This is a genomic window from Streptomyces sp. TE5632 (assembly GCF_054061295.1).
The window spans coordinates 229,219-242,460 of sequence record NZ_JBSSEA010000002.1 but is presented as its reverse complement, the minus strand read 5'-3'; the positions used below and the strand labels follow the sequence as shown (position 1 = coordinate 242,460).

Here is a 13,242-nt window from a genome sequence, read left to right as displayed (position 1 = left end):
CGTGGACCATGTGCGGCATTCGCTACCTGCTGAATTGCAAAAATTAGCAATTGCCTACATCCTTGACTGATATGCCCGTCGTCGTGGGCCCCCGGGGGCACGCCGTACGACGGAGCGCCGTAGCCACCGGGAAGTCGAGGGGTTGTGTCGGTACCGTTGCTGCTCGCCGGGGTCTGGACCCGGATCACGTCGCTGCTGCCCACCCGCGGCGACCTCGACCAGATGCGGCGCGATCCGCGCCGCGACCTGCTCGCCGGACTGACCGTCGCCGTCGTCGCACTGCCCCTCGCCCTCGGATTCGGCGTCTCCTCCGGGCTCGGCGCGGAGGCGGGGCTGGCCACCGCCGTGGTCGCCGGTGCGCTGGCCGCCGTGTTCGGCGGCTCCAACCTCCAGGTCTCGGGCCCGACCGGGGCGATGACCGTGGTGCTCGTCCCCATCGTCGCCGACCACGGCGCGTCGGGCGTGCTCACGGTCGGGCTGATGGCGGGCGTGATCCTGGTCGTGCTGGCGCTGCTGCGGGCCGGAGGCAGCATGCGGTACGTGCCCGCGCCCGTGGTGGAGGGCTTCACACTCGGCATCGCGTGCGTGATCGGACTGCAGCAGGTCCCCAACGCCCTCGGCGTCCCCATACCCGAGGGCGACCGGGTGCTGGTGGTGGCCTGGCGGGCGTTCGAGGAGTTCGCGCGCACACCCGACTGGACCGCCGTCGCCCTGGCGCTCTCGGTGGCCGCCGTGATGCTGATCGGGGCGCGCCTGCGGCCGACCGTCCCGTTCTCCATCCTGGCCGTGACCGCGGCCACGCTCGTGGTCCAGGTCGCCGGACTGGACGGGGTACGCCCCATCGGCGACCTGCCCTCCGGCCTGCCCGCCCCCTCGCTCTCCTTCCTCGACACCGGCGCACTGGCCGGACTGGTCGCACCCGCCGTGGCCGTGGCGGCGCTGGCCGCACTGGAGTCGCTGCTGTCCGCCTCCGTGGCCGACGGCATGACCGTCGGCCAACGGCACGACCCGGACCGCGAACTGTTCGGCCAGGGCCTGGCGAACATCGCGTCGCCGCTCTTCGGCGGCGTCCCCGCGACCGGCGCGATCGCCCGCACCGCGGTCAACGTCCGCACCGGAGCCACCTCACGACTGGCCGCCCTCGCGCACGCGGCGGTCCTCGCCGGGATCGTCTTCGCGGCCGCCCCGCTGGTGTCGAAGATCCCGCTCGCCGCGCTGGCGGGCGTCCTCCTGGCCACCGCCGTCCGCATGGTCGAGGTCGGTTCGCTGCGCGCGATGGCCCGTGCCACCCGCTCCGACGGGCTGGTCCTCGTCCTCACGGCCGTCGCCACCCTCGCCCTCGACCTCGTCCTCGCCGTGATCATCGGGCTGGCCGTCGCGGGCCTCCTCGCGCTGAGCGCCGTCGCCCGACAGGCGCACCTCGCCCCGCTCCCGCTCGACCAGGACGACCACACGGAGGAGGAACGCGAACTGCTGGCCGAGCACATCGTCGCCTACCGCGTCGACGGCCCGCTGTTCTTCGCCGCCGCCCACCGCTTCCTGCTGGAACTGACCGAAATCGCCGACGTGCGCGTGGTCATTCTGCGCCTCTCCCACGTGAGCGTCGTCGATGCCACCGGCGCCCTGGTGCTCAAGGACGCGGTGGCGAAACTGAGGCGCCGCGGCATCGTCGTCATGATCTCCGGAATCCGGCCCGACCACCGCAAGGTCCTCGACTCCGTCGGCGCGCTGCAGTTGCTGCGGGACGAGGGCCGGGAGTACGCCACGACGCCGGAGGCGATCCGCGCGGCCCGTGACCACCTGGAGCTCACCGGTGTCCTGCCCGCGCCCAGGGCCCCGCACCCGGCCGCCGCGCCCACCGGACCGCCGAACAGGCCCTGACCGACCGGGGGATCGGCCGGCACAGCCACCGGAACACAGGGATGTATGAAGTTGCTAATGTCGGAAAACGTCGAGGTCGGGTGCCGACGACGCACAGGCGGGGCGAGGGCCCCCGGACCGGACGACGGGACCGGGGCGGCGCGCCGGAAACCGGGAACCGGAAACCGGAGAGGGGACGGCACGATGACCATGCCGCTGTACCAGCTGAAGGCCGAGTTCTTCAAGACCCTGGGCCATCCCGCCCGCATCCGGGTCCTGGAACTCCTCAGCGAGCGCGAGCACGCCGTCGCCGAGATGCTGCCCCAGGTGGGCATCGAACCGGCTCACCTCTCCCAGCAGCTGGCGGTGCTGCGCCGGGCGAACCTCGTGGTCAGCCGCAAGGAGGGCTCGACCGTGTACTACTCGCTGACCAGCCCGCACGTGGCGGAACTGCTCGGGGTGGCCCGCACCATCCTGTCCGGAGTGCTGGCCGGCCAGGCCGAACTGCTCGCCGACCTCAGGAGCGAGACGAAACCGCTTCCCTAGGCCCTGGCCCACGGGTCGGCGTCAGCCCGCCGGGGCCGCCTTCTCACCCTCGCGACGGCCGTGCAGGAAGAGCTGGGGCTCCGGCGTGGCGCCGGGGTGGGCCGGGACGAACAGCACGCTCTCCTCCGACAGCACCGTCAGCCCCGCCTCGCGCACCAGCGCGGTCACGGCCTGGGCGGCGAAGCTGGTGACCCGCACGTCCTGTCCCATGAAGACACCGTCGAAGCCCTCGACGTCCAGGGGCACGGTGGCCAACGCGAACAGGCCGCCGGGGCGCAGGGCCAGGGCCAGCCGCCGCACCAGGTCCGCCTGCTCCGCACGGGACATCTGGAGCAGGGCGAAGTACACACAGACGGCATCGAAGGCACCGTCCTCGAGCGGCAGCCCACGGACGTCGCCGCAGCGGAACTCGGCCTCGGGCACCTGCCGGGACGCGATCTCCACCATCACCGGCGACACGTCGACGCCCAGCACCCGGTGACCGGCCGCGGCGAGCGTGGCGGCCGTGGGCCGCCCCGTCCCGCTGCCCACGTCCAGCACCCGGCTGCCGGGCGGGAGCCGTTCGAGCAGCCACGCCAGCGAGGCCCGGTGCGCCTCGGAGGCGGCGAACGCCTTCTCGTAGTCGCTGCCCAGCGCGTCGAACACCGCCGCTGCCGGTGACCTGCGATTCCCGTCGGCCAAGACGCACCCCGTCCCCGCGTGTCGATGCCGGGCATCGTGCCATCCCGGAGCCGCCCTCACAACCGTTCCCCGCTGCTCCTTTCGGCGCTCCCTCCGACGTTCCTCCCCGCACGCCGGACCGGCTTGCGAAGGCCCCGGCAGGCACGGCAGGGTCGGGGGTGTGCCGACTCTGCTGATCATCCATCACACGCCCTCGCCCAACTGCCAGACGATGTTCGAAGCGGTCCTGTCCGGGGCCGGCGCCCCGGAGATCGAGGGCGTCCGGGTCGTCCGGCGGGCGGCGCTCTCCGCCACGGCCGGCGACGTCCTGGGCGCCGACGGCTATCTGCTCGGCACTCCGGCGAACCTCGGCTACATGTCAGGGGCGCTCAAGCACTTCTTCGACCAGGTCTACTACCCGTGCCTCGACACCACCCGGGGCCGGCCGTTCGGTTACTACGTGCACGGCGGCAGCGACGTCACCGGGGCGGTGCGGGGCATCGAGTCCATCACGAAGGGCCTCGACTGGCGGCGCGCCGCGGACGCGGTGACCGTCACCGGCGAACCCGACAAGGCCGCCGTCGAGCGGTGCTGGGAACTGGGCGCCACGCTCGCCGCCGGACTGATGGACTGACCCGCCCGGATCTCGGCGGCGGGATCAGCTCCCCCCGTCCACCCGGCGCCGGTCCTGCTCGTCCCAGGCACGGGTGTCCCGAGGCTGGGTGTACGGCTCGGCCTCCGGCGGATGACCACCGGCGATGGCCCGCTGCCGGGCGATCTCCGCGTCGAACTCCAGGCCCAGCAGAATCGCCAGATTGGTGATCCACAGCCAGACCAGGAAGACGATGACACCGGCCATCGTGCCGTACGTCTTGTTGTACGAGGCGAAGTTGGCGACGTAGAACGCGAACCCGCCGGAGGCGGCCAGCCAGATCAGCAGGGCCAGGAAGCTGCCGGGGGTGATCCACCTGAACCCCCTGACCTTGGCGTTCGGAGCGGCCCAGTACAGCAGCGCGATCATGATCGTCACCAGGACGACCAGCACCGGCCACTTGGCGATCGACCACACCGTCAGCGCGGCGTCCCCGATACCGAGGGTGCCGCCTACCTGACGGGCCAGACCACCGGTGAAGACGACGATGAGCGCACTGACCACGGCCAGCACCATCAGCACGACCGTCATCCCGAGCCGCACCGGCAGCACCTTCCACACCGGACGTCCCTCGGGCATGTCGTAGACCGCGTTGGCCGAGCGGATGAACGCCGCCACGTAGCCCGACGCCGACCACAGGGCGAGCACGAGACCGACGATCGCCATGACCGAGCCGGTACCGGCGTTGCCCTGGAGCTGGTCGACGGCCCGGGTGATGATGTCGCGGGCCGCCCCGGGGGCGAGTTGCTGGACGTTCTCCATCACCTTGTCCGTGGTCGAGCGGCCCGTGATGCCCAGCAGCGACACCAGCACCAGCAGTGCCGGGAACAGCGCCAGCACACCGTAGTACGTGAGTGCGGCGGCCCGGTCGGTCAACTCGTCGTCCTTGAACTCGCGCAGCGCACCCTTCAGCGCGGCGCCCCAGGCCCCTTTCGGGAGCCCGGTCGGCGCGTCCGGCGCCGACTGCTCCACCTCGTGGCTCGGTCCTTGCTCCACCGGTTCCCGGCCTGAGCGCTCCGGGTCCGGGCCTGAGCGCTCCGGGTCCGGGGGGTCACCGTCGGACCGCTTGTGGCGTCCCGGGACATTCAGTTTCATGACCTTCGAGTAACCACGGAACGGGAAATCACTCCGCGCGCGAGCGGCCACGGGAGCGGAACAAGGTTGTGGGAGCGCTCCCAGAACATGCAGGATGCCGGGCATGATCTCCTCTCCCGTGATTCGTCCCTACCGTCGCGAGGACCGGTCGGCCCTCGACGACATCTGTGTCCGCACCGCGCACAACGGTCAGGACGCCCGCCCCCACTACCGTGACCCCGGCATCCTCCCGGCGGTCTTCGCCGCCCCCTACGTCCACCTGGAGCCCGAACTCGCCTTCGTCCTGGACGACGGGAAGGGGCGCGCGGTCGGTTACGTCCTCGGTGCCGCCGACACGCCCCGCTTCGTGCGGGACTTCCGTGCCGCGTGGCTGCCGCTGGTCGCCGATCGTCATCCCGAGCCGGACGGGCTGCCCGGGACGCCGGACGAGGAGATGGCCTGGCTCCTGCACCACCCCGAGCGGATGTCCGTCCCCGAACTGGCGGCCTACCCCGCCCATCTGCACATCGACCTGCTGCCCCAGTGGCAGGGGTGCGGGTACGGCCGGGAGCTGATGCGGACGTTCCTCAAGGCGCTGCACGACCGCGGGGTGCCCTCGGTCCACCTCGTGATGGCGAAGGCCAACAGCTCCGCCAGGGCCTTCTACGACCGGATGGGCTTCCACGAGATCGAGGTGCTCCTCGACGATTCCGTCACCTGTCTCGGGCGCTCGACGCGGGACCACGACCGGCTCTGAGGACCCCATGTGCGGGCAGGCGACGGATGTGAACTTCCGCTGACCAGTGGTCGTTTCATCTGCCCGGCCCCCGAAGTCCCCGCCGTGCACGCCGAGTCGGGCGGGAACCCCGGGGGCTCGGGTGCCCTGCGGTTCCCGGAAGTTCCTGAGATTTCTCGAAGAAACCGTGAGGCACTTGAACACACCGCGACGCGCCTACGTATGGGGCGTGGGAATTCCATGCCCACCCCCCGCGACAAAAGCGTAGGAGTACTGCCTTGGCACGCAACACACGCAGACGCCCACGAGGTCCACAACGCGCGACCTTTGCCGCGGTCGCGCTGATCCTGGGCGGAGGGGGGTTGATGGCGGCCAATGTCTACGCTTCCGCGACGGAGGACGACGCCGTGGGCGGGGCCGGTCAGGCGCGCGTCCTCGGCGGCACCACCATCGACTGCCCCGACGTGGCGACCAACCTGACCACGGTGCCCGAGAAGGCGCGGCCGGACGTCGACAAGGAACTGGCCGCGCTGGACGAGCAGATCGCCCAGGCCTATCAGCGCCTGGGGGAGTCAGCGCAGGACATTCAGCAGGATCCCGGCGTCGCCGACGACAAGGTCATCGACCCGCTCGAAAAGGAGCGCTCCGCGACCCTCGAACGCATCGCGGCCGCCATGGAGGAGCAGGGCGACCGCCCCGAGGGCCTCGGTGAACTCGCCGACTGCTCCGTCCGCGACTCCGGAAACGCGTCCGCCCAGCCGGGAGACGGCCAGGACGGGAACAGCCCGGAGGGTGACCAGGGCGAAGGGGGCGACAACGGCCAGGAGCAGGGCGGCGGAAACGGCGGACAGGCGGGCAACGGGCCCGTTGCCGCGGACTTCGTGGACATCAAGAGTGTCCAGCCCAACGTGGTCAAGCCCGACCCGGCGGCGGACGCGTCGAAGGGCACCTTCGTCAGCAGCTGCGGAGTCAACGAGAACGGTCTGTTCAACTCGGACAACGTGATCGCGGCCCCCGGTGTCGCCAACGGCGCGCACCACTTCCACGACTACATCGGCAACCAGGCCACCAACGCCTTCTCCAGCGACGACCAGTTGGCGGCGGCCGACACCAGCTGTGAGGACCAGGGCGACAAGTCGTCGTACTACTGGCCCGTGCTGCGGCTGCAGAACGGCACCGAGGAGCAGGACGCCAACTCCCCCGGCGGCGGCATCGAGGGCAACGTCGGTGAGATCGTGACCCCCAAGGAGGTCACGCTGACGTTCGTGGGCAACCCGCAGGGCGAGGTCACGGCCATGCCGCGGCTGCTGCGCATCATCACCGGCGACGCCAAGTCGTTCGTCAACGGCCCCGCCAACGCCAACGCGTCCTGGAGCTGCACCGGCTTCGAGGACCGGCAGCTCGAGGACAAGTACCCGCTGTGCCCGCAGGGCAGTGACGTGGTCCGCACCTTCGACTTCCAGAGCTGCTGGGACGGCCGCAACACCGACAGCGCCAACCACCGTACGCACATGGCGTTCATGGACGCCCAGGGCAACTGCCCGTCCGGCTTCACGCCCGTGCCGCAGCTGGTCCAGCGCATCGTCTACGACGTCGACGCGCCGAGCCTGAACGACGGCGGCGCGACGACCCCGCTGTTCGCCGTGGACTCCTTCCCGGAGCAGCTGCACAAGCCGGGCACCGACCACGGTGACTTCATCAACGTCTTCGACGAGGACCTGATGCAGGAGATGGTCGACTGCATCAACAGCGGCCGCACCTGCGGTGTCGGCGCCGGCGACGGCGGTGAACAGCCGGGTGAGGACCCGAAGGAGGAGCCCACCGAGGCTCCCGGCGAGGGCGGCAACGGCGGCAACGGTGACAACGACGCAGAGCAGCCCGATGACGGTGCCGCTCAGCAGGGTGACAAGGGCGGCAAGGGCGACAAGCCCGGTGCCGGTGACGGCCGGCAGGAGAACCCCTCGGAGCCCCCGGCCGACGCCCCGGCCACCGAGGAGCCCGCGGGTGACGACGCCACCACACCGCCCGGCGACAAGCAGCCCGAGGTCCGGGCCTCGGTCGTGCCCAAGGGTGACGGTGCGGCAGGCACGGGCAACCAGCAGGGCGACGGCGCCGGCCAGGAGACGCCGGGCGTCGGCACGGCGACCGACGACGCCGGCCGGCAGGCCGCGGCGGCCGACGCCACCGAGCCGCAGGCCGTGAGCGGCGGTCTGGCCGAGACGGGTGCCCAGCTCTGGCCGGCGGCCGCGGGCGCGGTCCTGGTCATCGCCGGCTTCGTACTGCTGCGCCGCGTGCGTCGCACCTGACCCGAACGTCCCGCGCGGCGAGGCGCGGGTACGCACGACGGCGGCAGGCCCACACGGTGGCCTGCCGCCGTCGTGTCGCACGTCCCGCTATCCGGGCCTTCGGGAAGGCGCCGGCGCACCCTCCGCCCTCCGTGTCGATGTGGGGCAGGATCCGCTCCAGCCACCGCGGTGTCCACCAGGCGTGCCGGCCGAGCAGGGTCATGACGGCCGGCACCATCAGCAGGCGTACGACGGTGGCATCGATGAGGACGCTGACGGCGAGGCCCAGACCCAGCATCTTGACGACGATGTTCTCGCTGATGATGAACGCCGCGAACACGCTCACCATGATCAGCGCGGCGCAGGTGATGACCCGCGCGGTGATCTCCAGGGCGTGGGCGACCGAGTCCTCGGCGTCGCCGGTGCGCAGCCAGGCCTCGTGGACGCGGGAGAGCAGGAAGATCTCGTAGTCCATGCTGAGGCCGAAGATGATGGCGAACATCATCATCGGTACATAGCTCTCGATCGGCACCGTGCCGGACACGCCGAGCGCGGGCCCGCCCCAGCCCCACTGGAAGACGGCGACGACGACGCCGTAGGAGGCGGTGATGGACAGGACGTTGAGGACGGCCGCCTTGAGGGCGACGAGCAGCCCCCGGAACACCGCCAGGGTGATCAGGAAGGCCAGCGCGACCACCACGCCGATGATCAGCGGCAGCCGGTCGGCGATGAGGTCGCGGAAGTCGACCTGGGCCGCCGTCGTACCGGTGACGTAGGTCTTGGCGGCCTCGGCGTCCGTGCCCCGCACGGCGTCCGGCAGGGTGTCGTCCACCAGGCGGTTGGTGAGGTCCGTCGTCGTGGCGCTCTGCGGGGAGGCCGTCGAGTACACGGTGCCGACCAGGACGTCACCGTCCTGCGTGGCGGTCAGTGGGGTGACGGCGGCGGTGTCACCGACCGCGTCCAGGGTCTTCTGGGCCTGTGAGGCGAGGCCGGACCGGTCGGAGTCCGGTACCGATGACTGGTCGATGACGACGGTGAGCGGGCCGTTGGAGCCGGGCCCGAAGGCGTCGGTCATCAGGTCGTAGGCCCGACGGTCGGTGAAGGAGGTGGGGTCGGCGCCGTCGCCGATGTGGCCGAGCCGGATGGAGAACACCGGGATCGCCAGGACGGCGATCGTGGCGAGGCCCGCCGCCAGATACCGCCAGGGTCTGCGTTCCACCCGCTGTGCGTAGCGGTGCCAGGTGCCCCGCGGTTCGGCACCCGGCTCGGCGTCGGTCTCGGCCACCGGGCGGCGCACCCGGTAGCGGTCGATGTGCCGGCCGATCAGCCCCAGCAGGGCGGGAACCAGGGTCAGCGCGCCGATGACGGCGGAGACGACCGTGACGGCGGCGGCGAATCCCAGCTTGGCGATGAAGGAGACACCGGATGCGGACAGGCCGGCGAGGGCGATGATCACCGTGCAGCCGGAGACGACGACCGCCCGTCCACTGGTGGAGGTGGCATGACCGGCGGCCCGCACCGGGTCCTCGCCGTCCATGACGTCCTGCCGGTGGCGGGTGAGCAGGAAGAGGGCGTAGTCGATGCCGACGCCGAGGCCGATCATCGTCGCCAGCGTCGGCGAGACCGTCGCGAAGGTGAGCGCGGCCGCCAGCAGCCCGAGCACGGCGAGACCGCAGACGACCGCGATCAGCGCCGTCAGCAGGGGAATGCCGGCGGCGATCACACTGCCGAACCCGATCAGCAGGACGACGATCGCCACGCCGAACCCGATCAGCTCGCTCACCCGGTCGTCGGGCGCGGGCCTGGCCAGCTCGCCGAGCGGCCCGCCGTACTCGACCTGCGCCCCGGCCGCCCGCAGCGGCTGGACGGCGTCGTCCACCCCGTCCAGGTAGTCGTCGCCCAGAGTGGAGGGCTGGACGTCGAAGCGGACCGTGATGTAGCCCGTCTTCCCGTCGGAGGAGAGCGGACCGACGTCGGGCTGCGACCGGCCGGTGGACGACCCGGCGGCGGACAGCGGATTCTGTGCCGACAACACGTGCGGCAGCTTCTCCAGCTCGGCCACCGCGGTGGAGATCTGCGAACCGAACGCGGTCAGTTGCCGCTGTTCGTCGTGCAGCACGATCTGGCTGCTGTAGCCGCCGGCCTGTGGATCGTGCCGCTGGAGGACCTCGATGCCCTGCTGGGACTGGGCGTCCGGCAGCGTGAAGTCGTCGGAGTACGTCCCCCCGAAGGAACGGCTCGTCACCTGCAGCGCCACCAGAGCCACCAGCCAGGCCACGACGACGATCACGAAGTGCCGCGCACACCACTCGCCCAGCCGCCGCAGCATCCCCGCCCTGCGCCCACCCCGTGCCTCGTCTCCGTCCTGCTCGGCAGGCATGGGCGTGTTCTCCTCTGCCCCGGCTCTCCGCCCCGTCCTGTGCCGAGGCCGAGCCGGTCCTGGCCTCGTCTCCATTACATGCGGAGGGGATCACCCCGGCATCTCGGACCGCGCGACGGCGACCACAGCCGGTGGCGGCCCGGTGCCCGGGCGCGCCGCTCCCGCCGGCCCCGAGCGGGGCGGGCCGCGACGACATGCTCGCGGAGCGGGCCGGGCGTACCGTCCGGGGTGCGAGGCGTGTACGTCCCTGAGGGAACGGCGGGCACCTGCGCACCTTCTCTGACGGGCGGGCAGCCTTCCTGCCACCGGACCGGAGGCCGTGATGTCCAGGATGAACGAGCCGCTCCTGGACGCCGCGCCGCTGGGCGACGCCTTGGGCGCGGGCTTGGCCGCCACGGTGCGGCGCACCGGAGCCTCGGTCGGCGCCCTCTACCTGCTTGGACGCGGTGGACGGGGTGCTGCGCCTGGGGGTGGCTGAGCGGGATCCCGGAGGACTTCAGCACCCCGTGGCGGCGGCTGTCCCCCATCTCACCGACGCCCGTCACCGACGCCGTCTGGGAGGACCGGCTGGTCTGGGTCGGCGGTCAGGACGAGAGGGTGCGCAGATACCCCCGGATCGCCGCGGTCCTGCCGTACCCGTTCGTGATGGCCGCGATGCCCCTCGACCCCGGACCGCTGCTCGGCATCGGCACCGGCGGCCACTGTCCGGTCACCACCGTCGGCCTTCCCGCGGGCACCGTCCTCGCTCTTTCCACCGACGGCCTGGTGGAGGCCCCGGCACCGACACCACCCACGCCGCCGAGCGGCTCGCCGAACGTCTGGCGGCGGGCGCCGACCTGGACCTGCGCCGGCTCGTCGACCGCCTACTGCACCCCGCGGAGCGCCCCGGCCGGTCCGCCGACGACATCACCGTCCTCCTCCTGCGGGCCACGGAACAGGGCGGGCCGCCCTACGGAACGCCGTGAGCAGCGGCGCCACGTCGTCCGGCCGGTCCTCGGCCCTGCGGACCGCGTGCGACGGCGGACTCCGCGTCGTGGAGCCGGCCCGCCTCCCGGCTCCGTCCCCTGCGACGGCCTCTTCCATCTCGTGTCCTTCCGGTGCAACCTTTGGTCCAACTCGGTCGTCTCACCCGATATCAGCAGGAGGCGACCCTTGGGGGCTGAAATAATGAAAAGAAGAACAATTTGCGTGACTCTGGCACTCGTGGGCGGCACGCTGGGAACGGCGGCGGTCCCCGCCGCGGCCACGCCCGCCGTATCCGTCCAGGCCGTCTACAACCAGGCCGCCGCGTGCCCCACCGGCTGGGGCAGCCTGGTCAAAACCGCCCCCACGACGGCCGCGACGACACCGGTCCGGGACGTCAGGACCGGACACCACACCTGCTACGACCGGATGGTCGTCGACCTGCCGGGAGCGGGCGGCAGCGGCATCGGGTACACGGTCCGGTACGTCGACCGGCTGTACCAGGACGGCTCCGGCCGGCCCGTCCCCGTCGCCGGCGGCGCCGTCCTGGAAGTACGGGTGGCCGCTCCGCCGTACGACCCCGAGACCGGCCGGCCCACCTACCCCGCGCGCGCCGGACAGCCCCTGCCGGGGGTGGACCTGACCGGGTACCGCACCTTCAGGGACGCGCGGTTCGCAGCCGGCTTCGAGGGCGACACCCAGATCGGGCTCGGGGTGCGCGCCCGGTTGCCGTTCAGGGTGCTGCAACTCCCGGACCGTCTCGTGATCGACGTCGCCCACAGCTGGACGGACGCGAGCTGACCGCGATTGTCAGTGGTGGATGCCACCCTGCCGGTATGGACGAGCTGGAGTTCATGCGCGGCAGGGTCTACGGAGCGGACCACGACGATCCGGGGCCGCGCGACGGGCGGTCGTACGCGGAGCTGGCGGGAGGGCCGCTGGACGGTCTCCTACTGGACATCACGGACCGTTCCGAGACGGAACTGCGAGGCGGCGTCGGGCTGCCCACCGAGATAGGCCGCTACGGCGCGGGTGGCCGCGCCCTGTACGTGCCCCGCGGCAGGGGCGGGCGTGTGTTCGACTGGAAGGGCGACGTTCCCTGAACACGTGGCCCGCGCCGGCCGGCCGGCGCGGGCGCGAGGAGGTGGGAGTGAGCCATGGGACTCCTTTCGGGCGGCGGCCGGGTGGTGCGCGACCGGGTCGGTGACGCGATCTTCTCCCGGGTGGCGGGACCGGACGGCCGCGACAACCGCGCCCGTATCCACGGCACGCCCGGCCCGCGCTGGTTCGGTCCCGAGCGGCCCGTCAGGCGGGTGCACGGGGATGCCTCGATGTTCATCGGCGGACTGTCGGCCCTGCTGCTCCAGTCGCTCCATCCGCTGGCCATGGCCGCCGTCGCCGGGCACTCCGGGTTCCGCGGGGACCCGTGGGGCCGCCTGCAGCGGACCAGCACCTTCCTCGCCATGACCACCTACGGTCCGGCCGACGGCGCCCAGCAGGCCGTCGACCGGGTACGGGCCGTGCACGAGACGGTGCGCGGCACGACCGCCGACGGCCATGAGTACCACGCCGCCGATCCCCACCTGCTGTGCTGGGTGCACATCGCGGAGGTCGACATGTTCCTGCGCGCCCACCAGCACTACGGCGCCCGCCCGCTGGACGACGAGGGCTGCGACGGTTACGTGGCGGACATGGCGCACATCGCCACCGCGCTCGGCGTGCCCGACCCGCCGAGGAGCCGAGCCGAACTCGCCGACCGGCTGGAGGACTACCGCGGGGAGCTGCGGTCGACCCCCGAGGCACGCGGCGCGGCGCGTTTCCTGCTGCTCAATCCGCCCGTTCCGGTCCTCGCCCGGCTGCCCTACGGAGCCCTGGCCGGCGGTGCCGTGTCCCTGCTGCCGAACTGGGCGTCCCGCGCGTTGTGGCTGCCCCGGGCGGCACCGGCCGAAGGCATGCTCGTCCGCCCGTTCGGCACCGCCGTCACCGCGGGCATCCGCTGGGCGCTGGCTCCGCCCGGAGGCCGGGCGGAGCACGGACAGCGTGGCCGTCCGCCCGGGCCGGGACAGGGTGCCGCCGGTTGACACAT

At 72.0% G+C, this 13,242-nt stretch carries 11 protein-coding genes; 8 read left to right on the top strand and 3 right to left on the bottom strand.

Annotated features, from left to right (window positions below; all coding sequences use genetic code 11):
- The first annotated feature begins 144 nt into the window (after nt 1-144).
- Together ACVW19_RS03110 and ACVW19_RS03105 are read left to right on the top strand one after the other, a co-directional pair.
- Nucleotides 145-1,881: a SulP family inorganic anion transporter gene (locus tag ACVW19_RS03110; RefSeq protein WP_457456337.1), complete on the top strand. Its 1,737-nt coding sequence runs from the start codon at nt 145-147 to the stop codon at nt 1,879-1,881.
- A gap of 183 nt (nt 1,882-2,064) precedes the next feature.
- Complete coding sequence (locus ACVW19_RS03105; protein ID WP_457456335.1) at nt 2,065-2,406, top strand: ArsR/SmtB family transcription factor; 342 nt, start codon at nt 2,065-2,067, stop codon at nt 2,404-2,406.
- Nucleotides 2,407-2,427: 21 nt separating this feature from the next.
- Here the strand turns inward: ACVW19_RS03105 and ACVW19_RS03100 are convergent, their stop codons facing one another.
- A complete protein-coding gene (locus tag ACVW19_RS03100) occupies nt 2,428-3,087 on the bottom strand; it encodes a class I SAM-dependent methyltransferase (RefSeq protein ID WP_457456333.1) in 660 nt (219 codons plus the stop codon).
- A 160-nt stretch (nt 3,088-3,247) separates the two neighbouring features.
- Here ACVW19_RS03100 and ACVW19_RS03095 point away from each other — a divergent pair, with 160 nt between their 5' ends.
- The gene (locus tag ACVW19_RS03095; protein ID WP_457456331.1) at nt 3,248-3,700 is read left to right on the top strand and encodes a flavodoxin family protein; all 453 of its coding nucleotides are present in this window, start codon (nt 3,248-3,250) and stop codon (nt 3,698-3,700) included.
- Nucleotides 3,701-3,724: 24 nt separating this feature from the next.
- On the opposite strand, the gene ACVW19_RS03090 is transcribed toward ACVW19_RS03095, so the two are convergent.
- On the bottom strand, nt 3,725-4,813 hold the full coding sequence (locus ACVW19_RS03090) for a YihY/virulence factor BrkB family protein (protein WP_457456329.1): 1,089 nt from the start codon (nt 4,811-4,813) through the stop codon (nt 3,725-3,727).
- 103 nt (nt 4,814-4,916) lie between these two features.
- On the opposite strand from ACVW19_RS03090, the gene ACVW19_RS03085 reads away from it, so the two are divergent.
- Both ACVW19_RS03085 and ACVW19_RS03080 read left to right on the top strand, forming a co-directional pair.
- Complete coding sequence (locus tag ACVW19_RS03085; RefSeq protein WP_457456328.1) at nt 4,917-5,549, top strand: GNAT family N-acetyltransferase; 633 nt, start codon at nt 4,917-4,919, stop codon at nt 5,547-5,549.
- Between the two features lie 344 nt (nt 5,550-5,893).
- Nucleotides 5,894-7,834, top strand: a complete 1,941-nt coding sequence (locus tag ACVW19_RS03080; protein WP_457456326.1) for a DUF1996 domain-containing protein — start codon at nt 5,894-5,896, stop codon at nt 7,832-7,834.
- On the opposite strand, the gene ACVW19_RS03075 is transcribed toward ACVW19_RS03080, so the two are convergent.
- A complete protein-coding gene (locus tag ACVW19_RS03075; RefSeq protein ID WP_457456324.1) occupies nt 7,791-10,193 on the bottom strand; it encodes an MMPL family transporter in 2,403 nt (800 codons plus the stop codon). The two genes, ACVW19_RS03080 and ACVW19_RS03075, sit on opposite strands and share 44 nt — an antisense overlap.
- 1,167 nt (nt 10,194-11,360) lie before the next feature.
- Between ACVW19_RS03075 and ACVW19_RS03070 the strand changes: the two genes are divergently transcribed.
- From ACVW19_RS03070 to ACVW19_RS03060, 3 genes are read left to right on the top strand one after another with little or no spacing between them, the layout of a single operon-like run.
- Entirely contained in the window at nt 11,361-11,957 is a 597-nt protein-coding gene (locus ACVW19_RS03070) for an AMIN-like domain-containing (lipo)protein (RefSeq protein ID WP_457456952.1), read from the top strand.
- A gap of 35 nt (nt 11,958-11,992) precedes the next feature.
- Complete coding sequence (locus ACVW19_RS03065; protein ID WP_457456322.1) at nt 11,993-12,259, top strand: hypothetical protein; 267 nt, start codon at nt 11,993-11,995, stop codon at nt 12,257-12,259.
- 54 nt (nt 12,260-12,313) lie between these two features.
- A complete protein-coding gene (locus tag ACVW19_RS03060; protein ID WP_457456320.1) occupies nt 12,314-13,237 on the top strand; it encodes an oxygenase MpaB family protein in 924 nt (307 codons plus the stop codon).
- Nucleotides 13,238-13,242 lie beyond the last annotated feature (5 nt).

What these genes read in the sequence shown, in the direction of transcription:
- ACVW19_RS03105 (WP_457456335.1), top strand. Translation starts at nt 2,065, where the DNA reads ATGACCATGCCGCTGTACCAGCTGAAGGCCGAGTTCTTCAAGACCCTG.
- ACVW19_RS03090 (WP_457456329.1), bottom strand. Translation starts at nt 4,813, where the DNA reads ATGAAACTGAATGTCCCGGGACGCCACAAGCGGTCCGACGGTGACCCC.
- ACVW19_RS03085 (WP_457456328.1), top strand. Translation starts at nt 4,917, where the DNA reads ATGATCTCCTCTCCCGTGATTCGTCCCTACCGTCGCGAGGACCGGTCG.
- ACVW19_RS03080 (WP_457456326.1), top strand. Translation starts at nt 5,894, where the DNA reads ATGGCGGCCAATGTCTACGCTTCCGCGACGGAGGACGACGCCGTGGGC.
- ACVW19_RS03075 (WP_457456324.1), bottom strand. Translation starts at nt 10,193, where the DNA reads ATGCCTGCCGAGCAGGACGGAGACGAGGCACGGGGTGGGCGCAGGGCG.
- ACVW19_RS03070 (WP_457456952.1), top strand. Translation starts at nt 11,361, where the DNA reads ATGAAAAGAAGAACAATTTGCGTGACTCTGGCACTCGTGGGCGGCACG.
- ACVW19_RS03065 (WP_457456322.1), top strand. Translation starts at nt 11,993, where the DNA reads ATGGACGAGCTGGAGTTCATGCGCGGCAGGGTCTACGGAGCGGACCAC.
- ACVW19_RS03060 (WP_457456320.1), top strand. Translation starts at nt 12,314, where the DNA reads ATGGGACTCCTTTCGGGCGGCGGCCGGGTGGTGCGCGACCGGGTCGGT.